A 23,718-nucleotide genomic window follows, 5' to 3' on the forward strand; every position below is an offset into this window, starting at 1 on the left:
TTGAGTCACTTAAGGAGTTAATAGATGAATAAAATTGTAGGAAAAGAAAAAAAATTAATTATGATCTTTTTAGTACTTTCATTTATTGCGAGCACTATTGAAATTTCATTTGCGCCAATTATTCAAAGTTTTATTGATGCATTAACGAATAGAGAGTTGAATATGGTTGGTTTGTCTGTACTTTTATTTTTCTTGTTTATTTTCTTCAACTTCCTCTTTCATTATTTAGCTACAATTATAGAATTCAAGCTATTAAAAAGAATTCATCTCATATCAAAAAATCAAATTATGACTAATTTTCTTAGACTAAATCTTTCAATATTTAGAGAAACAACAATTGGAGAAAAGATTAATGTCTTTGACTATAATTTAGAAATTTATGAACAATATTATTTAGAAAATATTTTTTTGGTCATTCAAAATTTGTTTGTTGTTAGTATTTCCTTTGCCTATCTTTTATATTTGAGTCCGATGATTAGCCTAGTTCTATTTGTATGTGCGCTCTTATCGTTTATTATTCCTTCAATAGCTAGTAAAAAAATTGACTCTTTGACTGAAAAAAACTCTAAATTGAAAAGCAAGTATTTAGATGTATTGAAAGAAATCTTTGGTGGCTTTGAAGTAATTAAGTCATTTAAAGTAGAGAAGAATTTTAATGCTAAACATTTAAAGGCTTTAACTAATTTAGAACAGAATAATCAGCAATTGAAAATTCAAAATAACCAATTTAATATAGTGATTGGTTCAACACAATATTTAATTTTGATTGTCTGTTTTTGTGTGAGCGGATATTTAGTTATTCAAGGCAAGCTTTCTTTAGGAGAAATGATTGCCATATCACAAATAACCAATATGGTTATACAACCTTTGCAACTTTTAGGTGGTGCTATTGTAGAGATTGCGGGAAGTAAAACTATCAGAAATGATTTAGAGCAATATGTTGGCACACAACAGAACCATAACAAAGCAAAGAAAATAATATCGAATGAATTTAATGTGTTAGAACTTGAAGATGTTAGTTATCCTGTTAATGGTGCTTACAAAGTCTTAAAGAACATTAATTTACTTTTCGAAAAAGGAAAAAAATATGCAATTGTGGGATATAGTGGTAGTGGGAAAACGACTTTACTAAATATCATCGCCCAATTAATAGACGATTATACAGGAAATATTTTATACAATGGACAGAAGATAAATGTAGGTCAAGAAATTAATTACAATACTGTATTTGTTCATCAGGATACATTTATTTTTAATGAAAATTTGAAGAACAATATCACTTTATTACAAAACTATGCTGATTCTGTAGTGGAACGAGCAATACTTTTTTCAGAATTAGAAGAAAAAAATAATTGCATGGGTGAAACAATTGTTAATGAAAAAGGTGTAAATCTTTCTGGTGGAGAAAGGCAGCGAGTAGCAATTGCTAGAGCTGTTATACGAGATGCACCAATCATATTGATGGATGAAATTACTTCTGCATTGGATTACAAAACTGGACGACAAATTATAGAAAAGCTACTGCTCAATAAAGAAAAAACAATGATATTTGTAACACATGATCTTAGAAAATCATTTTTGAACACAATGGATCAGATTATTTGTTTAAAAAATGGAATAATCGTCGAACAAGGTGGCTACACTGAACTTTATCAAAAACAAGGTTTTTTTTATAGATTAAGCAATGCTAGTTAGTTTAAGGAGAATGAGCATGAATATAATTTTGAAAGTAGAGAGTCTGTCAAAAAAATATAATGAAACAACTATTTTGGATAAGGTATCATTCGGAATAAATCAGGGAGAAATTGTTGGCTTACTCGGAAGGAATGGTTCTGGTAAGACGACTCTAATGAAGGTGATTTTGGGTCTCACTGCATTTGATGGCGGAAAAGTTCTATTTAAAGAGAAAGATAATTATTTAGAAAAACCTGAATTAATGAGTGAGTTTGGCTATTTATTAGACTGTAAACTTTTTGAATATTTGAATGCCTACGATAATTTATATGTTTTTGACAAATACGCTAGTTCTAATAGAAGTAAAAAAGAACTACGTAAAAAAATAATTGAACTATTAGCGTTTGCAGATTTGCCCAATGATAAAAAAGTAGTTAAAGGTTTTTCTTTTGGAATGAAACAGAGATTAGGACTCGCGCTTTCTTTACTTGAAAATCCAAAGTTTCTACTATTAGATGAACCGTTTGTTGGTCTTGATCCACTTGGAGTAGAACAGTTACAAACAACAATTTTTGAAATGCGAGAGAAATATGGGATAACTATTTTGATTTCCTCGCATCAATTATCTGAAATAGAACAGATGTGTGACCGTTATCTTTATATCGAAAGCAAACACATTAAAGAAGTCCCCAAGGAGGAAAATATAAAGATAAAAATCACTTTGAAAGCGCCTCAAAAACAATTAATTCAAGCGCTAAAAAATCAAGTTTTGATAAAAGAAAACGAAATTTGTTTGAACTATGACATTAGTTTGCTTAATGATCTGTTGAAATTCATTTATGCAGAAGATGGAGAAATTGAAAAGTTATCTATTGAGAATCATAATCTAAGTAGTCTATTTAAGGGTGAGGAATGATGAAGAATATTATTCAAGCTGAATTATTTAAAATGTTTAAAAGAAGGATATTTATTGGGATTTTGTGTTTAAGTAGTTTCTCTCTATTATATGCACTAGGAATTTATTTTAAATGGCAATTTATTGTTATTGATGGAAGAGTAGATATAATTTCTTTTTCTACTAGTATGTGGGCGTTATTGATGATGCTTGGAATTCCTTTAGTGCTATTTTCATTTTTAGGTGCTTCTACTTTAGGAGGAGAAGTGAGTGACGGACAGATCCTTTTAGAAATTATTCGAACGAAATCTCGAGGGAAATTGGTCATAGGAAAATTTTTTTCGGTATCTATAGCTTTATTAATTTGCTATTTAATGAGTTATGTATTGTCAACACTATTTTATATCATTTTTATTTCCCATTCTGAAAATGGAAAAGGGATTCTTCTTGATTTCAAAGATTATCATCTTCATTTGGTTCTTGAAAGCATTGTTGGCTGTACTTTCTTAGTATTATTTATTGTTATTGGTATGTTATTTTCCATTAATTTTGGGACTTTTCGCGCAGTCATATTTTCTATGCTAGTCTATGTTGGATTAAAATTTATTTCGAATATTGAAGCAATCAACAAATGGTTACCTGGCTATTTCACATTAGTAGAGGATAGCGACTATTCGGTTGCGCTTATAATATATCATTTTGCAATAATAGTGGGAATCTCTATTTTGTTACTTGTTAGGATAAAGAAGCAAATGAAGAAAAAAAGTTTATAAATATTTTTTGTAATAGGAGATTTCAATAGAAGAATCTAGTCTAAGAGTTAAATATGACAGTGAAATAATAGAACTTTTCACAAGGAATAGGTTTCCAGGGGGAAGGCTAGCTAGGTTAGGTAAATAAAAAGTCTTGTTGCTGTTGATTTAACAACAATAATGAGGCCTTTTTATTTGTTTTTTAATTTAGAAATGGAGATGCTTTTTTTGAATCCCAATATGTGTGTAAATATCCATTAGAAATGAGCAAGGGAAGGTGTATTTTTTTAGAATGGCAGGTGGTTATTGGTAACACGCCAATAGTTTTAAACTGGTCAAAAAGTGGTGAGGAAGAATCAGGTTACTCTTTAGTAGCTGTTTATTCGGATGCAGAGGCACAAGATCATTTATCGAAGCATGTTTATTTCTTTACCATTAATTCAGGAGTACCCAAAGTGTTAATAACTAGTCAGAATCAAGGGAATCCGAATAATTACTTATATTTTAAAGAAACAGAGAATAAAGGGCTTAGAGACGTGGTTAATAATATTGTAAACAGTGATGTATCCGTTGATAATGTTAAGTCAAAGGCTACCATAGATGGGTAACTGAGCTATTTTATCAGTAACTACGATCAATTACTGAATAAAGGTTACATAACAACTGAAAACGATGGCACTGGTAATAGGATTGAGCCTATTCCAAATGATCAGCAAGCTATATCAGAAGCAATAGAACATCTGAAAGAATCAGTCTATTGTTCAGCAGAAGGTGGGAAAAGGGATAACAGTCAGCTTAAAAGAGCCACTGAAAACGGAGTACACTCTTACTCTAATTGATGGACAACCAATTCAAGCTAATCATATCTCCGGTGGAATCACACAAGGAATTGAATAGGATAGAGAACCCTCCCCCGTTGTTTTGTGACCGTACTAAGGGTATCCATTAAATGAGCTACAGTGCTCACTTGGGGTACTCTTTTTTTGTCTTTTGTAAAAGGTTAATAAGTTTTAATACATGAAACGAAATGAAATACAGTTTTAAAAACATTGATATACAAAGGTTTCTGTGTTTCATATGTAAATGAAACGAAAAATAGTTGTTAGCTGAAAATCCTTAAAAAGTATTACATACTTGTGGGGGTTATTGCAGATGAAACAGACCTACAACTATTTCAGGTTATAATGTTTAATACCCATAAGTTTTTATTGTTAATTGATTGAGTAGATGCAGAATAATCCTCCCATAAAATAGAATTTTAAGCGATATTTTAACATAAAGAAAGGTCATTTTCATTTTCAAATTTAATGGATTTAAATAAATACTTATATATATCATTCTTAATATGATACTATTTATTATAGATGGGAAATTCACAATTGAGGTGGAAAAATTGTCAAGTTACAGAGTAATAAATTTAATATTTAAAAATGGAGAAATATCGAATAAACTGGAAAAAATTCATATTAATGTTTTAGAGAATAATCCGGTCACTTATATTTATTATAACCTTAAAAAGAAAAAAATTTATGTTGGTGAGACTAATGGATTTCGTAGAAGACATTATGAACATCTGATTGAAACCAATCCAAAAGTGGATTATAGAGAGTATAAAAATTGCTTAGTCATATACTCCAGTCTATTTGATAAATCGTCTATTCTAGATTTGGAATCATTGATATTAAACTATATGGTTGCTGAATCTGATATGACAAAATTTGTACTTGCTAATGGAAATAATGGACAAACTGAGTTGGTATATAAAAATAAGGAAGAGATATTAACAGAAGTCTTTTATAAATTATGGAGTAATGAATTACATACACTGGGATTAGTGGACAATCCCAATATCGAAGAATTAAGAGAAAGTTTGTTATTTAAATATTCTCCATTCAAGCAGCTATCATCTAAACAAAAAACGATTGTTGAAGAAATTGAAAAGGATGTAACTAAAAAATATTTAGTTGAAGCCCCAGCAGGATCAGGGAAATCCGTTCTTTTTACGAACTTGGCTTTTTCTTTAGCTGAGAAGGATCCTGCTTTAAAAATAGGATTAATCACTACGGGAAACTTAACTAGACAGTTCAACTTAATTTTTAAATCAATAGGTTTGAACGAAAAATTAACAGTTAAAACAGGTTCTCAATTAATAATGGATGCAAAGAGTAATGGCAAAAAATACGATATTATTATTGTAGATGAAGCTCATAAATTGAAAAAATACTATAGAAAGGGGCATCCAAATGCAAGAAAGCATCTTAATGAAGGTGATGAAGAAATCACTCTTCTAGAAGACTTAACAAATGGATTGGTTTTGTTGTATGACCCATATCAAGGTATTAAGCCTCAAAATATCCGACCTTCAGAAATTAGAAAACTTACAAATGATTATCAAAATTTATTGTTGATGCAACAGTTTCGAATTGGTGGTAATGGGGATTTTTCAGGAGAGGATTTTCTAAAAGGAATCTTATATGGTCTTCAATTAAGTGAGGATAAAGATTTTAATTCAAAAGTTTTTGAAGAAGACTATTTCAAAATTGCAGGTACATTTAAAGAAGTCATTGATTATGTAGATGACTATTCTCATGCATATCCTAAAACAACCAATAGAGTGATTGCAGGTTATTGTAGAGAATGGGTATCAAACAGCGGTAAAAAAGAAAATAAAGGTAAGACAATGAAAGAATTACCATATGACTGGAATGTAGATGGTGTACAAAAAAGATGGAACTCAACCTATGAAGATTGGGTAAAAAAAGCAAACTCAGAGAAAGAAATTGGCTCTATTCACGCTATTCAAGGATATGATTTAAACTATTCCGGAGTGATTGTGGGTAATGATATAACAGTAAAAGATGGAAAAATTGTGGCGGTGCCTGAAAACTACAAAGATATCGGCGGGACACCTGTGAAAGAGGGATTTAACTTATCTGAATTAACAGAATACATATTAAATATTTATTATGTACTACTATCAAGGGGGATTGATGGTTGTACAGTCTACTTTGAAGATAAAAACATAGAAAAATTATTTAAAGAACGAGTGGGCTTATAGGAGAAATGCAATATGGAAGACTTAATAAGAGAAATTAATCAATTTAGAGACGATAGGGATTGGCGGCAATTTCATAATGCTAAAAGCCTAGCACTATCAGTTTCCCTTGAAGCTTCAGAATTACTGGAAAACTTTCAATGGAAGTCAAGTGAAGAAGCAATAGCTGATGATTTAGGTTTGGATTTGATTTCGGTTATAAAATCGTTCGATGTAGCTAAATAGCGCTCGATTCGCTTCTTCAAAATCTGAGTAGCTAGTCTTGTAGATTCCCTCCTTTTTCAATGAGGCATTGGAAGATTCGATTCCAGCATTATCATAAGGTGTTTCCTTTCTACTATAAGAATGTCTTATTTTGTTGGTTTCAAGCCATTGTTCCACTTCTCTCGCTGTGTAGTGGCTACCCAATTTAGTGTGTAGAATCATTCCTGCTGGAATATGATAATGTATTTTTGCTTTATTCAACGCTTGAATGACACAATCCATAGTCATTCGTTTTGAAAATGTATAGCTAATAATTTTTTTCGTGTGTAAGTCTATGATTGAAGATAAGTAACACCAACCATTTTTTTAGTAGGAATGTAAGTAATTTCGGCTACCGATTTGTCACAGATTGTTTTAGTAGAAAAACCCTGATTTAAGAGATTCTCTTTTGAAATAATCGGTTTTTTAGACCTTTGAGGTCTATATTTTTTAACTACAATCGACCTTAAATTTAATTGTTTCATTAGCTTTTGGACATGTTTAAGAGATACTGAAACACCTTCTTTTAATAAAATTTGATGAATCTTTGTGGCACCATAGCGTTATTTATTCATAAAAAAAAATGTTAACACCTTCTTTTTCAACTTATTATTTCTGATTTCTGTAGCTGTCAACGGTTTGTTTTTTATAAAAATAATAAACACTACTAGGGATTTTTAATAACCGGCATAACAAAGAAACAGTGTAATCCTTACACCATTTTTCGATAAATTGAACAAGCAAATTTAGGTTTTCTGAGAGAATATGGCTGCGGCTTTTTTAAGATTTCAAGTTCCTCTTTCAAACGAGCATTTTCTTTTCTCAGCTTTTAACTCCATGTACTGTAACTTTAGAAAAAATCAACTATAGAATAGAAACAAAAAAGGCATTGACGCAATGTCCAATACCTGAATAAGTCAATAGTATTTCAAAGAAATCTAGTATTCTTTTCTAGTTGTCGCTCAAAAAGAGACATGAAAAAAGCTAGTGATTCAATTACTGTTAGCATACTTATGTAGACAGTTCTTGCTATTTTCAAGACCATTTGCCTTCAGTGCCAGCCAAACAAAAAAGTGCCAAGGATTAAATTATTATAAAGTTAGGTAATCTTCTAAATCAGGACTTGCTCAGCTTTTTTATTCCCATTTTATATACTAAGTATAAATAAATCGATAGCGAGAATTAAGGCGAACAGAGAAAAAAAGCGAATGAAAATTCGATGATTAATAAATGGAGCAGAGTTGAAGTATTTTAGTAATTAAAAAAGCCTCTTTTAACTTAAACCTAGGAATAAACCAAATTTTTCATTTAATCTATATTAATTTCTTCCAGTATGTTATATGATTTAATTGTAAATGAATAATCTGACAAGATGTCAATATTTTTTGATAGGATGAAAATAAAAAATGAAAAAAATTATCGACTATTATAAAACGAGTTTAGAGCAAGCCTCTTTATCAGAAGTAAAACCAACAAAAAATAAGTCACTCCAAATTTCGTTTCAAAACTATCTTACAGGAGTTGTCAAAGAGCTAACTGAAGAGATAATAGATCGCTTATTTGAAAAAAATGAAGAAGAAATCGAAGTTTTTCTATTTCCAATTCAATTGCAATCTGGATCTGGTAAATCTGAAAAGCGATTATATCCTTTAATTATCCCAGCAAGTCTAACCAAAAGCGGTGAGTTGAAACATATAGCCTATGGTGTTCCTTGGATTCCAAGAATGTTGCTGGCACCAGTGGAAAATTCAAAATTATCTGTCATAGGAGAAAATGATGATTATCTTAAATTTATAGAAAGTCATTCTTTTCGGGAACTATCTTGGAACGAATATACTCAATTGACAAATGAGTTATATGAGTATGTAAGCAAACAAAAGGTAACTGATTTAACTGAAATCTCTTGGTATAAAAAAGTGGATGAAGAAGTTTTAATATTTAAAGGAGTATCCAATGGCGGAGCTGCTCAAAGAATTGTAAAACTATATGACTCGATAGCAAAATATAATGGAGAGTTACTATTATTAAACAATTTTTTAGGTAATGAGAATAGTTCAACAGATTCTAATTTACTACCAAAAACAAAGCAAATAGAAATGGACAAGTTCCATGTAGGCCAAATGAAACCAACTTTCGGACTTTCTCCTAGCCAACGAGAAGTAGTTCGCCATATGAATACACTGGATAATGGGGAAATCATAGGAGTAACGGGTCCGCCTGGGACAGGAAAAACAACTTTATTGCAAAGTATCATCGCATCAAACTGGATCAAAGCAGCGATTGATCAAAAACAACCGCCAATTTGTGTTGTTTCCTCAACCAATAATCAAGCGGTGACGAATGTCATTGAAAGCTTTCAAATAGATAACAGCCAAGGAACTAGTTTTGATTTGAATCACTTTCCAGATTTTCCAGAATTACATTCACTAAAGAAAAACTTCGATTTATTTGAAGACCGCTGGATTCCTCAGCTAGACAGTTATGGTTTGTATATTGTAAATAAAAAGAAATATTCTGAGGCATCTTTAGCAGCGATGAAAGCAAAAATTAGCAGTGACAATAGTGAATATTTAGAAAGAATGGAATCAATTGATTTTTCAGAACAAGCAACAGTGTATTTTTTATCAAATTTTGAACAAATTTTTAATAAAAAAGACTTTACCATTAAACAAGCAAAAAAAGAAATTCATCGTTGGTTAATAATACTATCTAGAGACTTGCATGATCTTATTGAATATCACTCAAACGCAAAAAACTATGAAGAAACGATAGCAAAACGGAATAATCGGTTGAGTGAGATTAATAATTCGATTGACGAAAATCAAAAAAAAATCAAAGAATTAAAAAACACCTGTTTTGAGTGGGAAACATTTAATTCTAAAGCAAGTAATATTTTAGATATGATTCCATACCTAAAACAAAAACGTGAACAAGAAAGAAAACAGAAATTCTGTCACCTCAATGAGCTTTCCTCAATTGAAGAGTTAGAAAGCTTATTAGAAAAAGAAAAAAATCAGTAAAAGATTTATCAGCTGAAAAAGAGCAACTATCAACGAACTATGAAACTATAAAGAATGAAGAACAACGCTTCGAACTACTCTTAAAAAGATATCATCTAGATCAAGCTCTAAGTTACGATCACCTCAATGATCATTTAGATAAAACGATTAGGTATTTATTATTTTTATTTGCAACGCATTATTGGGAAGCTGAGTGGCTCATTTCCATCGACGAAATGAATGAGAAAAAGGAACTAACTAATTCTGTTAAAACAATAAAAGAGTATCAACAGAGATGGATTAGAAGTGCGATGTTAACACCATGTATTGTTGGAACTCTTTACCAAGTACCAGTATTTTTCTCTTATGAAAATAAGCCAATGTTTAATTTTATTGATTTATTCATTACAGATGAATCCGGACAAGTTAGTCCTGAAATATGCACAGCTAGCCTGTCACTTGCAAAAAAATATTTAGCAGTTGGTGATACTAAACAAATTGAGCCTATTTGGAATATGTCAACGGAAGTAGATAAAGGAAATATTCTTAAATTACTTACAACCAATCAAAATGAAATGTCGCTATTCATGAATTGTGGACTATCAGCATCTTGCGGTAATCTGATGAAAGTTGCTCAGATTAAAAGCAAATTCCATAAATATTCTCATTTAAGCGGGGGGTTATTTCTGAGTGAACATCGTAGATGTCTACCAGAAATTATCACTTATTGCAATACTTTAGCCTACGATGGTAAATTAGAAGCAAAACGAGAAGAAAAGGAGAGTTATTATAAAGATAAACTACCACCTATGGGCTATGGACATATTATCGGGAAAATGATGCGAAAAGATAATAGTATGGCAAATGTACTAGAAGCTAGAACGATAGCAAATTGGATCAATGATCAAAAAGATACATTATTGAAAATGTATAACAAGAAAACAATTGGAGAGGTTATCGCAGTAGTTACACCTTTTAAAGCACAAAAAATTGTAATAAACAACGAATTGAAAAAATTAGGTTTTAAAGAAAATGAGATTGTTGTTGGTACAGTCCATGCATTGCAAGGAGCTGAAAAATCTGTAGTGATTTTTTCAACAGTCTATGATTTTTCTTATAAAGGTACTTACTTTTTTGATAAAAGTGTTCACATGTTAAACGTCGCTGTATCTAGAGCAAAAGATAGTTTTTTAGTTTTTGGAGATACAAATATTTTTAGTTTAGATGGGAATTTACCTTCTACACAGCTAGCAAAAATTATTTTTGCTTCAGAATATAATGCTATTCATGGGTTAGAAAAATACAATGGATTATTAGCAGGAAATGTCCAAAGAATAGAAGGTGTTTCTGCTCATGATGACTATTTAAAAAAACTGATTAATCGAACAGAAAAATGTATACATATTGTTTCACCATATGTATCTTATTATACTTTAAAAAACTATTGTTCGGGATTATTGAATTTGATACAACAAAAAGTGATGGAAGGAAAAGAGATTTTTATCTATACTTCTCCTTCTATCAATCAAAGTGGGAAGACAAGTTATAGAGACGGTAGAAAACTGTTAGAGCAGACAGGTGCTAAGCTAATTGATCTAAATCGTGTTCATAGCAAAATGATTATTGTAGACAAGCTTGCTTTAGTAGACGGATCATTCAATTGGTTTTCAGCAAGTAGAGAAAAAAATTATGAATACTATAATTGGGATACTTCTATCGTTTTTTATGGTAAAGATGCTAGTAAAATGATTGATAGTCGATTGGAATTATTGGAGGAAAGAGTAATTAAGAAAATTTAGGTGAATGAAAACTGATATTTATTTACCTAAATAGTTAATATAGATATAATGGAATAACATTTTCTATGCATCATTCAGAACTATTTATTTGTAGAGAATTGATCCAACAATTCGATTTTTTGTATAAACAAGTGATTGATAAAGTAATGAAATTAGATGAAGTAGCAATTGAAGAACTTTTAGTAAGTTAATATATGTAATTGGAGGTAACAGTATTGAGAAATGATAAGAAAGAGAACGGATTTTCAGGAATTATTCTGAAAAGAGAGAAGCAACAATTTCAGATTAAAATGTATGGACAGCGTGATAAATCAAATCAGTTAGCTATTCATATCGATACAAAGTTTGGAACTGCTTCTATGGGAAAAATATTTGTGGCGGTGGCTATAATGAAACTGATTGAGCAAAAGAAACTATCATTAGAAACAACATTGGATAATTTTTATAGTACAGATTTAAAAGAAATTGACGGAGATATAACTATATATGAATTATTGACTCATACTTCGGGTATTCAGGACTATTTTGATGAATCAATTGAGGAGGATTACGAACAACTTTGGCAAAAGATTCCTAATTACTCTATTCGAAAAAATAGCGATATAATGCCACTGTTTGTTGATAAAAAACAAGATAGCAAAAGACGGGGGGAATTTATTTATAACAACGCGGGGTATGTACTTCTAGCAGATATTATTGAAAAAATAACGGACCGTGACTTTGATCAAGTATTGAAAGACCTAGTGTTTGATAAGCTTCATATGTCAAATACTGGATATTTTGAATTAGATAATTTACCCGAAAATACTGCAATTGGCTACATAAAAAAGCAAGGTGAACAGCCTCGTAGTAATATTTATTCCATTGATTGTAAAGGAACAGGAGCTGGCGGATGCTATACCACAGTGATGGACATTTGTAACTTTTGGGATGGACTATTCTCCTATGAAATTTTATCTGAAAAGAGCATTTCAGAAATGATAAAAAAACATGCAGGAAATGAAAAAGAACAATGCGGACTAGGGGTCTGGTTGACGGATCCAATAAAAAGTTATCCATATATTTATATTGAAGGGTGTGATCCTGGTGTCTCCTGTATTTCACTGTTCAATCCTTTGGAAAAAGATATATTTACAGTTTTTAGTAATTATGAAGACAATGTTTGGGAGCTTGCTCGAAATTATTTAGTTGAAAAAAAGAATAGCATATAGAGAGAGTTGAATTGCTCAATAAATGCTAGATGTAAAGGTTCTGTTGCAAAGTTTCAAATGAAAAAGAATCTAGACTAATTATTCTATAATTTAAGCAACAATTCCCAAAAGCACTTTAATTTCTATACAGACTGAAAAGCCAAAAAGAGTTCTTTCTTTTCGGCTTTCCTTATATAAACCTCGAATCGCTTCCGTCAAAAATCGTTTATATTTATTAGAAAATCGAATCAGACAAAAAAGAGAAGAGGGCGGACGCGATACATTGATTTTTAAGCTGTTGGCTACTATGGTTACTAAAATGTTTCGTTTTTATAAGCAATGTAAGCGATCGATATATCAAAACGTATAATTAAACAACCTATTTTTAGCTTATTAATATAATCTTGTTATCCTGATGCGTCCACGTTTCACTTGTTTGCTACCGTTGATTCTGTCACATGTTCTTACTTGATTTATTGTCTACAGGTAGTTTGAATAAAATCCGCTTCTACCTCAAGGGAATTATAGTATACGGTTTCTTGGTCACCATAATATTGAACAAGTTTTCCAGCTTTTGAATCAAAGCCATTTTCTAATTTTCTCATCGAGGATCCAAATGAATAATTGCCTGATTCAATTGCTTGGGTCACCTTTTTAAATTTAGGTTTCATTTCGTCTACATGTTGCTCAATTCTTCTATCAAGTTGCTCTTTTAAAAGATACTTTTCTTGTTGTCTTTTTAAAAATTTCTGCTCTTTTTTAAGTAAATGAATCATTGATTCTGTTATTCCTTCAACACCCTCTGAAAATTGACGTTCCATATGAGTGAGTTGTCGATTAATTGATGCTAAATCCATATCTAATTCTCCTATCTACCGTAAATTTTCACTGACTCCTTCGATTAATGATGTTGTATCATAATCCATTTGCTGGTATCCTGCCGCAGCTGCACCAATTTGTTCTGAAAAATCATATAATCTCACTCGTTGCTCATACAAAGAATCCGCTAAATCCATTGCGCGCTCTTTATTAATACAATAGTATTTAGAACCGTCTTTGACTTGAACCAAATCTTCCATTATTTCGAGAACATCGCTCTCAGTCAACAACTCAAACTCTCCACTGCCCACTTGATTCACAAAATCATTCTTTATTTTTGCTAACCCTTCAGAATCTTCTTCCAGATAATCCAATAGGGCTTGAATGGCCTGATTTTGATCAATTTCTGCGATACCCTGAATCGCTCTTGCTTGGGCTAAGATAACATCTGGTTGTACTGCTAACTTTATACTCCCATTTGAATTAAACCCTCCGTAGGTCTCAAAAAAATGTCCAGCAATCCCAATTAAACCATACCATGGGTTGGAAACATCCCCACGTTGGATTGTAATTTTTGAAAAGACAAGTTTGTCAGCTGAACCAAAGTTTCCGACTAAATCATCAGCGTTGGTGAAATTCGTAATTTTTCCAGCCATCAAACCACTATTGACATTTTTTTTGCCATCATTATCCAACAAACGATATACATTCGGCGCTGAAAAAACAACTCCGCTATATTTTTCCATGCAAGCAACAAAACTTGCCAAAGCTCCTCCTAAACTATGTCCTGTTGTGTTGATTTCTGCGTTTTTATACGTTTTTCGAACTTTATTCGCAAAATTAAGCGCGGTTTCTGTTTGAGCTTTAACGGGTACTTCTATTATAACGCCAGTCTTTGGAATCATTACTTGTTTTGTATTTGATTTCAAGCCCAGCACAATTTGATTCAAATCAGCTGTAACGTCCCCATCGCCTTTACCGAACTCTGTTCCTCGATAAGCAATAACGACATTATCATAATCTGTTTTCCCTTTTTTATAGTCTTCTTTTCGAACTACCGCCACTCCCTGACAGCCATTGTTATCAGGATCATCTAGTTTTTTTACTATTACCCAATCATCAGCTATTGTCCGTCCAATTTTAGCATTATCAGAGTGATAAACCTGCTTCGCCAAATCTTTATATTCTTTATCTGTAATTTTTTTACCCATAGGAAACCTCCGCACTTTACATATGTTATACTTATCTTATTCATTGTACTAAAAACAAGGAGAACTTTCTATATGACAAAAAAAACTAAGGTAATTCTGATCACCTTTTTTAGTATTATTCTATGTATTGGAGGATTTATCATGGTGCGAATTGAACAACAAAAAAATTCTGAACAAAAAATAGCTAACTTTTGGGAAACCCAAAAACCGCGTGTCGAAAAATTCATTAAATATAACTTTAAGGATGTAAAAACTATCACTTTTACTAAAATTGAAAATGATCCACTAGGCAGTAACTTGTTTGGTTATATTAATAATGATAAAGAAATGGATTTCGATGTTTCTGTCTCTTTAGGCACAGGAGAAACAGAATTTAATACAGGAATATCTTACAGCGAAAAAATGGGGGAGTTAGAAAAATACCCGAAAGTTATTCCATTATCTGAGATCGAAAACCATAAGAAAAAAACAAACGAATCAAGCTGATTTTCTAAATACAATCAATCCTGGTTTTAAAAGAGCATGACGTTTCCACATACTTTTTTTATACCTAACAATTTTTTTCTGTTCTGTTGTAAAATTCCAAATGAGCGATCCAGGCTATTGTATCGCCAGTCTTTTGTTTATCTTATTCATTCTACTAAAAACAAGGAGACCTTTCTATATGACGAAAAAAAACAAGGTAATTCTGATCACCTTTTTTAGTATTATTCTATGTATTGGAGGATTTATCAGGGTACGAATTGAACAACAAAAAGATTCTGAACAAAAAATAGCTAACTTTTGGGAAACACAGAAACCACGTGTCGAAAAATTTATTAAATATAATTTTAAGAATATTAACTCAATAACTTATACTAATATAGAAAAAACACCATTTTCAACTGTTCAAAATGGCTATATCAATAATGACAAAAATCTATATTTTGATGTGTCTGTTTCAATAGGAACTGGAGAAAAAGAATTTGAAAGTAATATTTCACATAGCGGAAACTTAGATTCGTATGTAAAATACCCTGAATTTATCCCAGTATCCCAAATTGACAATCGTAAGAAAAAATAAACGAATAAGCACTCTTTAAAATACCCACAACCTCGATAGAAAAAAGCATAAATTCATACTTTTTTTTATACCTAACAATTTTTTTCAGTTCTGTTGTAAAATTCCAAATGAGCGATCCTAGCTATTGTATCGCCAATTTTTTGTTTATCTGATTTATAGACTTTATCAGCTAAATTTTGATATTCTTCATTCGTAACTTTCTTTTTCACAGGGAACTGCCTCACATTACATATGTTATACTTGTCTTATTCTACTAAAAACAAGGAGACCTTTTTATATGACAAAAAAAAACAAGGTAATTCTGATCACTTTTTTTAGTATTATTCTGTGTATTGGAGGATTTATTATGATACGTGTTGAACAACAAAAAAAATCTGAACAAAAAGTGGAGGCATTTTGGGAAACCCAAAAACCACGTGTTGAAAAATTCATTAGATACAATTATACCGACGTAAACAGTATTACATTTACTAAAATAACGAATAGCCCATTAGGAACAGCATTACATGGATTCATTAACAATGATAAAAAACTAAACTTTTTTGTATCAGTATCACTTGCAAGTGGAGAAATTAAATTTGAAGATGATATATCAGGTGCACTATGGGAAAGAGAAAAATACAATGAAGTTATTCCCGTATCAAAAATAGATGAACACGAGAAACAACAAGAAAAAGCATCAAATTAATCAAGAGTACTTTCTAAATACAATCAATCCTGGTTTTAAAAAAGCATGATATTTCCTCATGCTTTTTTTATACCCTTATTTTTTCAATTCAGTTGTAAAGTTTTATAATGAGCGATAATCTTTTTATTTCAAGACACACTGAATAGCCAAAAAGAGTTCATTCTTTTTGGCTATTCTTATGTAGATCTCTAATTTCTACAATAAGCACATCTTTTTGAAATTATTTGTCTTTAAAATAGTTCATTATTTTGTTACTCCAAAGTCGTCTTAACTAGAGGTTACACTAAATTTACTTGATTGAAAAACTTGGCAACAGAACCACATGGAATAATTCATTATAAAAAGTAAAAAAGTAAAGAAGAAAACCAAATATTATAATGCCTAGAATAATAAATATCTTTTTTTCTGTAGTTCCTGAGATGGTGGTGAAAAATAAAGGTTCTTTTACATGCCAATGTTTTTCATATCGAATTGCATATCTATCTGGAACAAAGTAATCTGAAAAATAGCATAAAATCATAGAAAGAATAGCTAGAAAATTAGAGTTAATAAGTGCAAAAATAAGACTCATAAAAAATGTAACATAAGAAATTAGAAATAAAAAGCGAATAAATGTTATATTCTGAACAGCTTTCATACACAACACCTCTTCTAAAAAATGGTAAGAGAAACGAATGATCGACAGAAGTTACATTGCAGTGAATAAATGGTTTTAACAGCTAAATATTTTCTGCCATTATGACATTTTGTATGTAATGCTTTGTTTTATATTGTATCACTAGATTTTTCGTCTTTAATAGATTTTAATTTGGGGCATTCATAGTTACTCATATTCATTCTCCTTTAATTTACTAACTCTAATTTCGTAACATAATTAAATGTTACAATTATTTTCCTATAAATTCCTACTAAAGTCAAATGTATTCCTAATTTTTCTCTTAGTATTAGGAAAATTTGACAAAAACAGAATGGAATAGTAAAATCGTTTAAGGAAATATTAGGAAAGAGGTTAGGAATATGAAGGAAGTAAAAAAAGAAAGAAAATTTATTATTGTGACTATATTTTTAGTTATATTGGGTGCAATAACTGGTATAATAACTCCCATGATTATTCAATACTATAATGAAAAAAACATGGATGTTTCCTATGAAATAATGTTGATTGTTTTTATTAGTATGTTAGTATCATTTTTAGTTCAAATAATTATGATGATTTTTAGAGAAAACTTCGCTTCCAAATTTAATGTTAACTATTTATTTAAATTGATTAACAAATTGATGAATGTTGAATACAATACTTTTTTGGAGAAAGAATCATCCTATCTAATTAATCGAATTTTAGTGGCAGTAGACACTCTATATTTATTTATTATTTCTAGTTTTCCTAATATGATAAAAGCTATATTTACTATCGTCACAGCTCTAGTTATTGTATTTATTGTTTCTAAACCTATTTTTTGGGTTTTATTATTTTTATTACCAATTAACTTTTTTGGCTATAAATATATAAATAAAAAATTATCAAAGAAAATGGAAACTATGCAAGCACATACAGCATCAGCGAACAAAGATTTAATCGTAACATTATCAAATATAGATAACGTTAAGTCGCAATCCAGTGCTGAAGCAATTCAAAATTTATTAAAACCACAAATTGAATATATGTATAATACACTTGCTAATACTAATAAATATGCCCAAGTAAGTAGCACTTCAATTTCTTTTATTAATCAAGTAGTACAAAATTTGACATACCTTTGGACAAGTATAATGATAATCAATCAGACAAAGCCTGTAGGTAGCTTGATTATTTTAAGTATATTAATTCCCATGTATTATTCTTCATTAAACGATATATCTAAATTGAATATTGATTTAAAATCATTAACTACTTCTCATAATTTTATTCAAAAAGAGTTAGATGAGCATAGTGAGCTTGATGGAAATATCGAAATAGATGAAATTAATTCTATTGAGTTAAAGCAGCCTAGCTTTAAATTAAAAGAGAAGAACTACAACTATGATTTATCTGGATATTTAAAAAAGGGAGATGTTGTCTATTTAGAGGGTGAATCTGGTAGTGGTAAAACATCATTATTAAGATTATTATTAAAATTTAGAAATTCAACTGGAATTAAAATTAATGGACATGATATAAATAGTATTAGAAACAGAGATATACGAAAGAATATTTCATATATTTCTCAAGATCCGCTTATTTTATCGACAACTTTAGAAAACAATATAACCATGGGAAAAGAATTAAATAATATACAAAAAAAATAATTGAAGAATCAAATATCTTAGATTCTATTTTGAAAAGTAAAGAGTGGAAAACAACGTTATATGAAAATGGTGCAAATTTATCTGGTGGGGAGAAGCAAAGAATAGCTATTTGTCGTACAATATTAAATGAGTCAGATTTATATATACTTGATGAAAGTATAAGTAATATAGATTATGAATCAGGGTGTGAGATTATGAATTTTTTAATGGACAATGCATCTGATAAAATTATTATTTTTACGTCTCATGATAAAAAATTCAAAAAATTTGCCAACAAAATAATATCTTTATAACTGAGGAGAATTTAATGTGAGTGATTTTTTAACCGTAACAGAAATAGCTAATGAATTAGGTGTTACAACAAGAACAATAAGAAATTATATATCTGAAGGAAAATTGAAAGGCAGTAAAGTCGGTGGACAATGGAGATTTCTAAAATCAGAATTGTATAAATTTGTAGGGGATATTGATAGTTTTGATACTCAAGAACTTATTAATACCATTGATAATGAATTTAGAGGGCTTTTAGTTATTAATATTCCGATAATAACTTTAGAGAAGATGGATACATTAAAAGAGAAAATTATTAAACAATATAATAATGTCTATGAAGGTAGTGAAAGAAAATTATCATATCAATTAAAATCTTCAAAAAATGCTCAAATTATTATTCAAGGAAATTATGACTATTTACTAAGTTTTGGTAATTGGATTTTTAAAAAAATTGAATTATATGAACTAAATTAAGGTTTTTTTATTACCCATATAGATCTCTATTTTGATTCAAATTTGAAATCAGGATATAATAAAGAAGCGAAAACAAGGAGATTTGCTAGTATATTTAGCACAAAGACCACTATCTGTGCAGATGTAGTGGCTTTTTTTCACTAGTGCGAATTTGTTGGCACTATTCTTTATTTACCATCTTTATCGTCAAACCAACATTAGAATAACTTTCTAGTTATACCTGAAATTACGGTTGTAAAAACAGTTATGGCGAATAAAAAAGATTTATTCAACATATATCTAGCCCATTTCGAATTGAAATGGACTAAGTTCGATTAAATAATATGGCATAATCTTTTAAAATTATTCTAGGGTTGTTAAGACTTGCTCAAATCGTTTGGAAAGTTTCTATAATGTTTTATACGAAACGAGCTTAGATACTTCTTTGAAAATATCGATAAAGTGTTATTTGAAGGATAAATTGATGAGGAAGAAATCCGTTTCTTAGAAGTATATAAAGAATGGCAAAAAAATAATTAAAGAGCAGGGCACGAGAAGGTTTAGGCTTTCTTGTTTTTCTCTATAATGAGGCGTTAATCAATGATGGATAGAACCATTGCCTGACTTTGGATAAGTGTAAACTAATTCAAGAATATCTTCAATTAGGGTAGCGCTCACTATTTTTTTCTTCTTGTCCTTATCGCTTTGATTTCGGTACTTTCTATATCTACTCATATTAAATAGAAAATAATAGAACCAATATAAATTTTTGTGATTGCTGCTTAAGCATTGATTACAAGGATTTATATTTTTTTTAGTTTAGCTGCATCGATAGAGTAAAATTTATTTAATTTAGAGATTAGTTGGAATTTTTTTGAATCTAAAATATGCATGTAGATATTCATCGTGTTTTTATCCTTTGTTGTCGCAGTTTGATTGTTTATAGCTATGTTATTGAGAAGTTGGTGAGGTAGTTTGTGAGAGAATATATTTTTGGAATTCTTTTTCATTGTGTGAAGGTTTAAAAAGTTTTGTTTGTAAAATGATGGAATATCAGTTTTTATGTTTGTATAAATATTTTAAACTTTATATAGTTAATTTTTTTATATAAACAAAGGATTTCCCAGTTTTTTCTGATATAATAAGTTAAATTTAATAGAAGGGCTTTTTTATAATAAAATTTTTATTACTTTAAAAAATAAAATAATTAGAAGTTATTATGTGGTTATGAAAAAAAGTTGCTTAAAAAATTCTAAAGATAGTTTCTAGAATAGATCTGTCAAATAAGTTATATTAGCACTTTTGAAAAGAAAGCAAAATTTTATCGGAGGATGACATATGAAAATACACAAAAAAATACTTTTGGTTTTATTATTAACGCTTAGTTCGTTGGAATTGGTTTTTAATGTGATAAGCTATTCTTTAATTTTTTATGTAATAGACCATAAACAACTCTCAATGGTTTTACCGTTTACGTTACTTGTAATTGTAGGCTATGCTTTTTTTCAAGTGGTCGAATACTATAAGGAGGTCACAATTAATCAGTACATAAAAGAAAAAATGGTTAACTTGAAGCGAAAGTTGCTCAATCATAAACTGGAAGAGTATACATTATCCAACAAAAATATTGTAACAGATAATATTTCATTTTTTCAAAATGACCTATCTCTGTATGAAGAAAACTATTTGAGAGCTAAGCTTAAGGTTTATAGTGTATTAATCACGGCAGGGGTGACTTTTTGTTATTCACTCTTTAGTAATGTTGTTTTGACACTAATCTTTATGATTTTTGCAGCTATTCCACATCTGTTTTCGAATGTTTTGAAAAGTAAGATTTCAAAGTCTACCGATGGATGGACGGATAGTAACAAAAATTTCACCAAATCATTGACTGACTTTTTCCAAAATATTTGGACGATAAAAGTATACAATGTGAAGAAAAAACAGATTGATCGTATCAATTTGGACTCAATCCACACAGAAACTAAAAAAGTAAGCATGAAAAATAATATCTCACTCTCACAATCTTTCCAAATGATTATAGGCTACACTTGTATGTTTACGCCGATAGGTATAGGAATTTATTTGACGATTAAGGGGAATCTCCCATTGGCTACTTTTGTTGCGATTCAATATTCTAGTTCTTGGATTATTAACAGCTTGATGGGAGCTTTTAAGTTAAGAAGTGTCATCCAATCCACTGCCCCAATTAGAAACGAGATTGAAGAAATAGTAACCTTCTCTGAAGAGGTAGAAACCCATTTTATAGAAGACAAAATCAATTGTATTGAATTTAAAGATGTTATTTATGAAGTGAATGATAAGACCATTTTTTCTGGCTTGAGTTTTACACTCAATACGGATGAAAAAATTTTGATCCAAGGTCCGTCTGGTTCGGGGAAGACAACGTTACTACAGTTGGTTACAAAACAGATTAGGCCTAAGTCGGGTAGTATTTACATCAATAATACTGATTTATCCAAGATAAGCACCAAAGAGATTTTAAAAAGCTTTTCAATTATTCAGCAAACCCCTTCACTTTTTAATGAGTCAATTTTGCAAAATCTGACTTTAGGGAAAAGTTTTACAGATAGTCAAATTCAAAATGCTGTTGCTAAAGCAGGCTTAAATTCGGTAGTTGAAGAAAGAGGCTTGGATTACGTTGTGGGTGAGTCTGGTAAATTACTATCAGGAGGGGAAGCAAAAAGGGTGGAAATTGCACGAGCAATATTATTTGATCGCGACATCTTTATTATAGATGAAGCAATTTCATCTTTGGACGTTACACTAGGGACAGAGCTGCTTGAAAGGCTACTTGCTGAAAATAAATTGACAATAGATATTGAACATCATATTAATCCAGAAACAAGGGAAAAATACGATAAAGTGATCCAATTATAGGTTTTAGTTTTAACAATAAAGAAAAATGAGAAGAGATAGATGTTGTAAGGTGAATAAAAGAAGAAAATCCCAATTGAGAAACGTTAAATGAGTGAATCAGTTGGGGCGGCATCTTCATTTATTTGATGTGACAAGCAAAGTGCAACGAGAATGTGTGATGAAAAATCTTTTCATAAATAGATGGAAGGAACAAAGAAAGAGGAAAAATAGCTGGCGAAAAATAGAGAATAAGGAGGAAATTCATTGGGCTTAGTGAAGAAGAAAATAAATAAACCACAGAAAGAAACTCTTTCTGTGGTTTATTTGTGATATATCGTTGCCTAACTAGCCTGATTTACAGAGCGCTATAAGCAAAAGTTTACTTGAAAAACTAGGGATAGTTTGATACACTTTTATAAATGATAATGAGATTCATTATCATTTATAAAAAGGAGGGGAAATTGTGAAAAAAAATGTTTTGTTATGTGGTGCCTTACTGATTAGTTTGTTGCTTGTGGGCTGTGAGAGTAAAAAAGAAGGTAGTGCAACAGCGAGTCAATCAAGTAATAGTGATACAAGTGTGGCGGCCAAGAAACAATCAATCACCTATTTAAATAAAGACTATCAAGTGAATATTCCTACAAAGAAAATTGTGACAGCGAGTATTGAAGCAATGGAAGATGCAGCGGCACTCGGAGTGAAGCCATTAGGTGCTGTGACTGTTGGAGGAGAAATCCCTCATTATTTGTCTTCTGCTTTGGGGTCAGAGATTGTGAATGTGGGAGATAAATTTGGACCTAATGTAGAAGTAATGACTTCGTTGCAGCCAGATGTCATTTTAGGTTCAACAAAATTTGATGAGAGTGTAACGAAGAATCTAGAAAAAATTGCACCAACGATTAATGTATCTCATCAATCCAGTACATGGAAAGAGAACCTAAGCTTACTAGGCAAGCTTTCTGGTAAAGAAGAAAAGGCTCAGAGCTTAGTTTCAGATTATGAAAAAGAACTGATGAAAACTAAAAAAACTCATGCAGCTATTTCGGATCTATCTGTTGTCATTTTACGCGTCCGTGGGGGAGAGCTGTGTTTGTACGGAAGTCAGGTTTATTATAATCCGATGCTATATGATGAATTAGGATTTAAAAAACCTGAGACAATCGACAAAGTCAAGGGACAAGAAACGATTTCGATAGAGCAATTTGCTAAAATTAATCCAGATATTGTCTTTGTTCAGTTTGCTGCAGATGAAAATAAGGGCCACGAAAGCTTTATTAAAGAATTAAAAGCGAATCCTATCTGGAAAAGTATGACAGCCACAAAGAAAAACAAGGTTTATTTTGATGTTGTGGATGGTGGCTATCAAGGAGGAACATATTTGAGCAAAGCAAAAATGTTAGAGCAACTTAATAAAAAAGTCTTGAAATAAAAGGAGAAA

Annotated in this window: 22 protein-coding genes and 3 pseudogenes; 18 read left to right on the top strand and 7 right to left on the bottom strand. The window is 30.5% G+C overall.

What is annotated here, in order from left to right:
- Nucleotides 1-24: 24 nt before the first annotated feature.
- The 6 genes and pseudogenes from CBF30_RS08605 to CBF30_RS11985 all read left to right on the top strand — a co-directional run.
- Nucleotides 25-1,695 (top strand): ABC transporter ATP-binding protein, encoded by a 1,671-nt coding sequence (locus CBF30_RS08605; RefSeq protein ID WP_126825249.1) that lies wholly within the window; start codon nt 25-27, stop codon nt 1,693-1,695.
- A 16-nt stretch (nt 1,696-1,711) separates the two neighbouring features.
- On the top strand, nt 1,712-2,590 hold the full coding sequence (locus tag CBF30_RS08610) for an ABC transporter ATP-binding protein (protein ID WP_126825252.1): 879 nt from the start codon (nt 1,712-1,714) through the stop codon (nt 2,588-2,590).
- Nucleotides 2,590-3,342, top strand: a complete 753-nt coding sequence (locus CBF30_RS08615) for an ABC transporter permease (protein ID WP_126825255.1) — start codon at nt 2,590-2,592, stop codon at nt 3,340-3,342. The genes CBF30_RS08610 and CBF30_RS08615 overlap by 1 nt, the downstream gene beginning before the upstream one ends.
- Nucleotides 3,343-3,563: 221 nt before the next feature.
- On the top strand, nt 3,564-3,929 hold the full coding sequence (locus CBF30_RS08620; protein ID WP_281273609.1) for a DUF4767 domain-containing protein: 366 nt from the start codon (nt 3,564-3,566) through the stop codon (nt 3,927-3,929).
- A gap of 776 nt (nt 3,930-4,705) precedes the next feature.
- Entirely contained in the window at nt 4,706-6,379 is a 1,674-nt protein-coding gene (locus CBF30_RS08630; RefSeq protein ID WP_245975051.1) for a DNA/RNA helicase domain-containing protein, read from the top strand.
- Between the two features lie 12 nt (nt 6,380-6,391).
- Nucleotides 6,392-6,553 (top strand): annotated as a pseudogene (locus CBF30_RS11985) (nucleoside triphosphate pyrophosphohydrolase family protein); the annotation flags it as partial.
- On the opposite strand, the gene CBF30_RS12090 reads toward CBF30_RS11985, so the two are convergent.
- From CBF30_RS12090 to CBF30_RS12175, 3 genes and pseudogenes are all read right to left on the bottom strand, one after another.
- On the bottom strand, nt 6,551-6,730 hold the full coding sequence (locus CBF30_RS12090; protein ID WP_281273614.1) for an integrase core domain-containing protein: 180 nt from the start codon (nt 6,728-6,730) through the stop codon (nt 6,551-6,553). The pseudogene CBF30_RS11985 and the gene CBF30_RS12090 sit on opposite strands and share 3 nt — an antisense overlap.
- Nucleotides 6,710-6,931 (bottom strand): annotated as a pseudogene (locus CBF30_RS12095) (DDE-type integrase/transposase/recombinase); the annotation flags it as partial. The pseudogene CBF30_RS12095 and the gene CBF30_RS12090, both read right to left, overlap by 21 nt.
- Nucleotides 6,913-7,170 (bottom strand): annotated as a pseudogene (locus CBF30_RS12175) (IS3 family transposase); the annotation flags it as partial. The pseudogenes CBF30_RS12175 and CBF30_RS12095, both read right to left, overlap by 19 nt.
- A gap of 855 nt (nt 7,171-8,025) precedes the next feature.
- On the opposite strand from CBF30_RS12175, the gene CBF30_RS08650 reads away from it, so the two are divergent.
- The 4 genes from CBF30_RS08650 (at nt 8,026) to CBF30_RS08660 (ending at nt 12,628) form a co-directional block, all read left to right on the top strand.
- The gene (locus tag CBF30_RS08650; protein WP_126825272.1) at nt 8,026-9,639 is read left to right on the top strand and encodes a UvrD-helicase domain-containing protein; all 1,614 of its coding nucleotides are present in this window, start codon (nt 8,026-8,028) and stop codon (nt 9,637-9,639) included.
- Nucleotides 9,640-9,854: 215 nt separating this feature from the next.
- The gene (locus tag CBF30_RS08655; protein ID WP_126825275.1) at nt 9,855-11,417 is read left to right on the top strand and encodes an AAA domain-containing protein; all 1,563 of its coding nucleotides are present in this window, start codon (nt 9,855-9,857) and stop codon (nt 11,415-11,417) included.
- A 65-nt stretch (nt 11,418-11,482) separates the two neighbouring features.
- A complete protein-coding gene (locus tag CBF30_RS12100) occupies nt 11,483-11,608 on the top strand; it encodes a hypothetical protein (protein ID WP_281273610.1) in 126 nt (41 codons plus the stop codon).
- 24 nt (nt 11,609-11,632) lie between these two features.
- Nucleotides 11,633-12,628 (top strand): serine hydrolase domain-containing protein, encoded by a 996-nt coding sequence (locus CBF30_RS08660; RefSeq protein ID WP_126825278.1) that lies wholly within the window; start codon nt 11,633-11,635, stop codon nt 12,626-12,628.
- A gap of 452 nt (nt 12,629-13,080) precedes the next feature.
- On the opposite strand, the gene CBF30_RS08670 is transcribed toward CBF30_RS08660, so the two are convergent.
- Entirely contained in the window at nt 13,081-13,464 is a 384-nt protein-coding gene (locus CBF30_RS08670; protein WP_126825281.1) for a hypothetical protein, read from the bottom strand.
- A gap of 15 nt (nt 13,465-13,479) precedes the next feature.
- A complete protein-coding gene (locus CBF30_RS08675; RefSeq protein WP_126825283.1) occupies nt 13,480-14,637 on the bottom strand; it encodes a lipase family protein in 1,158 nt (385 codons plus the stop codon).
- A 141-nt stretch (nt 14,638-14,778) separates the two neighbouring features.
- On the opposite strand from CBF30_RS08675, the gene CBF30_RS08680 reads away from it, so the two are divergent.
- Both CBF30_RS08680 and CBF30_RS08685 read left to right on the top strand, forming a co-directional pair.
- Nucleotides 14,779-15,123: a DUF1433 domain-containing protein gene (locus tag CBF30_RS08680; protein WP_170168982.1), complete on the top strand. Its 345-nt coding sequence runs from the start codon at nt 14,779-14,781 to the stop codon at nt 15,121-15,123.
- Nucleotides 15,124-15,301: 178 nt separating this feature from the next.
- Nucleotides 15,302-15,700 carry a DUF1433 domain-containing protein gene (locus tag CBF30_RS08685; RefSeq protein WP_170168983.1) on the top strand — a complete coding sequence of 133 codons (399 nt, stop codon included), beginning with the start codon at nt 15,302-15,304 and terminating at the stop codon, nt 15,698-15,700.
- A 71-nt stretch (nt 15,701-15,771) separates the two neighbouring features.
- On the opposite strand, the gene CBF30_RS11840 is transcribed toward CBF30_RS08685, so the two are convergent.
- Nucleotides 15,772-15,909 (bottom strand): hypothetical protein, encoded by a 138-nt coding sequence (locus CBF30_RS11840; RefSeq protein WP_170168984.1) that lies wholly within the window; start codon nt 15,907-15,909, stop codon nt 15,772-15,774.
- Between the two features lie 137 nt (nt 15,910-16,046).
- Between CBF30_RS11840 and CBF30_RS08690 the strand changes: the two genes are divergently transcribed.
- The gene (locus CBF30_RS08690) at nt 16,047-16,388 is read left to right on the top strand and encodes a DUF1433 domain-containing protein (protein ID WP_170168985.1); all 342 of its coding nucleotides are present in this window, start codon (nt 16,047-16,049) and stop codon (nt 16,386-16,388) included.
- Nucleotides 16,389-16,677: 289 nt separating this feature from the next.
- Here CBF30_RS08690 and CBF30_RS08695 read toward each other — a convergent pair whose 3' ends face one another.
- Nucleotides 16,678-17,025 carry a hypothetical protein gene (locus CBF30_RS08695; protein ID WP_126825295.1) on the bottom strand — a complete coding sequence of 116 codons (348 nt, stop codon included), beginning with the start codon at nt 17,023-17,025 and terminating at the stop codon, nt 16,678-16,680.
- Nucleotides 17,026-17,405: 380 nt separating this feature from the next.
- On the opposite strand from CBF30_RS08695, the gene CBF30_RS08700 reads away from it, so the two are divergent.
- From CBF30_RS08700 to CBF30_RS08715, 5 genes are all read left to right on the top strand, one after another.
- Nucleotides 17,406-18,674 carry an ABC transporter transmembrane domain-containing protein gene (locus CBF30_RS08700; RefSeq protein ID WP_281273611.1) on the top strand — a complete coding sequence of 423 codons (1,269 nt, stop codon included), beginning with the start codon at nt 17,406-17,408 and terminating at the stop codon, nt 18,672-18,674.
- Nucleotides 18,675-18,703: 29 nt separating this feature from the next.
- Nucleotides 18,704-18,967, top strand: a complete 264-nt coding sequence (locus CBF30_RS12105) for an ATP-binding cassette domain-containing protein (protein ID WP_281273612.1) — start codon at nt 18,704-18,706, stop codon at nt 18,965-18,967.
- 16 nt (nt 18,968-18,983) lie between these two features.
- Nucleotides 18,984-19,421 carry a helix-turn-helix domain-containing protein gene (locus CBF30_RS08705; RefSeq protein ID WP_126825297.1) on the top strand — a complete coding sequence of 146 codons (438 nt, stop codon included), beginning with the start codon at nt 18,984-18,986 and terminating at the stop codon, nt 19,419-19,421.
- Between the two features lie 1,317 nt (nt 19,422-20,738).
- Nucleotides 20,739-22,301: an ATP-binding cassette domain-containing protein gene (locus CBF30_RS08710; RefSeq protein ID WP_126825300.1), complete on the top strand. Its 1,563-nt coding sequence runs from the start codon at nt 20,739-20,741 to the stop codon at nt 22,299-22,301.
- A gap of 442 nt (nt 22,302-22,743) precedes the next feature.
- A complete protein-coding gene (locus CBF30_RS08715) occupies nt 22,744-23,709 on the top strand; it encodes an iron-siderophore ABC transporter substrate-binding protein (protein WP_126825303.1) in 966 nt (321 codons plus the stop codon).
- Nucleotides 23,710-23,718: the final 9 nt, after the last annotated feature.

This window comes from Vagococcus entomophilus (genome assembly GCF_003987595.1).
Lineage (GTDB): Bacteria > Bacillota > Bacilli > Lactobacillales > Vagococcaceae > Vagococcus_E > Vagococcus_E entomophilus.

Bases quoted from the DNA above. Each gene is read 5' to 3' on its own strand.
- CBF30_RS08680 (WP_170168982.1), top strand. From the start codon at position 14,779: ATGGTGCGAATTGAACAACAAAAAAATTCTGAACAAAAAATAGCTAAC.
- CBF30_RS08650 (WP_126825272.1), top strand. From the start codon at position 8,026: ATGAAAAAAATTATCGACTATTATAAAACGAGTTTAGAGCAAGCCTCT.
- CBF30_RS08690 (WP_170168985.1), top strand. From the start codon at position 16,047: ATGATACGTGTTGAACAACAAAAAAAATCTGAACAAAAAGTGGAGGCA.
- CBF30_RS08605 (WP_126825249.1), top strand. From the start codon at position 25: ATGAATAAAATTGTAGGAAAAGAAAAAAAATTAATTATGATCTTTTTA.
- CBF30_RS08615 (WP_126825255.1), top strand. From the start codon at position 2,590: ATGAAGAATATTATTCAAGCTGAATTATTTAAAATGTTTAAAAGAAGG.
- CBF30_RS12100 (WP_281273610.1), top strand. From the start codon at position 11,483: ATGCATCATTCAGAACTATTTATTTGTAGAGAATTGATCCAACAATTC.
- CBF30_RS08610 (WP_126825252.1), top strand. From the start codon at position 1,712: ATGAATATAATTTTGAAAGTAGAGAGTCTGTCAAAAAAATATAATGAA.
- CBF30_RS08675 (WP_126825283.1), bottom strand. From the start codon at position 14,637: ATGGGTAAAAAAATTACAGATAAAGAATATAAAGATTTGGCGAAGCAG.
- CBF30_RS08700 (WP_281273611.1), top strand. From the start codon at position 17,406: ATGAAGGAAGTAAAAAAAGAAAGAAAATTTATTATTGTGACTATATTT.
- CBF30_RS08695 (WP_126825295.1), bottom strand. From the start codon at position 17,025: ATGAAAGCTGTTCAGAATATAACATTTATTCGCTTTTTATTTCTAATT.
- CBF30_RS08685 (WP_170168983.1), top strand. From the start codon at position 15,302: ATGACGAAAAAAAACAAGGTAATTCTGATCACCTTTTTTAGTATTATT.
- CBF30_RS08655 (WP_126825275.1), top strand. From the start codon at position 9,855: ATGAATGAGAAAAAGGAACTAACTAATTCTGTTAAAACAATAAAAGAG.
- CBF30_RS08710 (WP_126825300.1), top strand. From the start codon at position 20,739: ATGAAAATACACAAAAAAATACTTTTGGTTTTATTATTAACGCTTAGT.
- CBF30_RS08670 (WP_126825281.1), bottom strand. From the start codon at position 13,464: ATGGATTTAGCATCAATTAATCGACAACTCACTCATATGGAACGTCAA.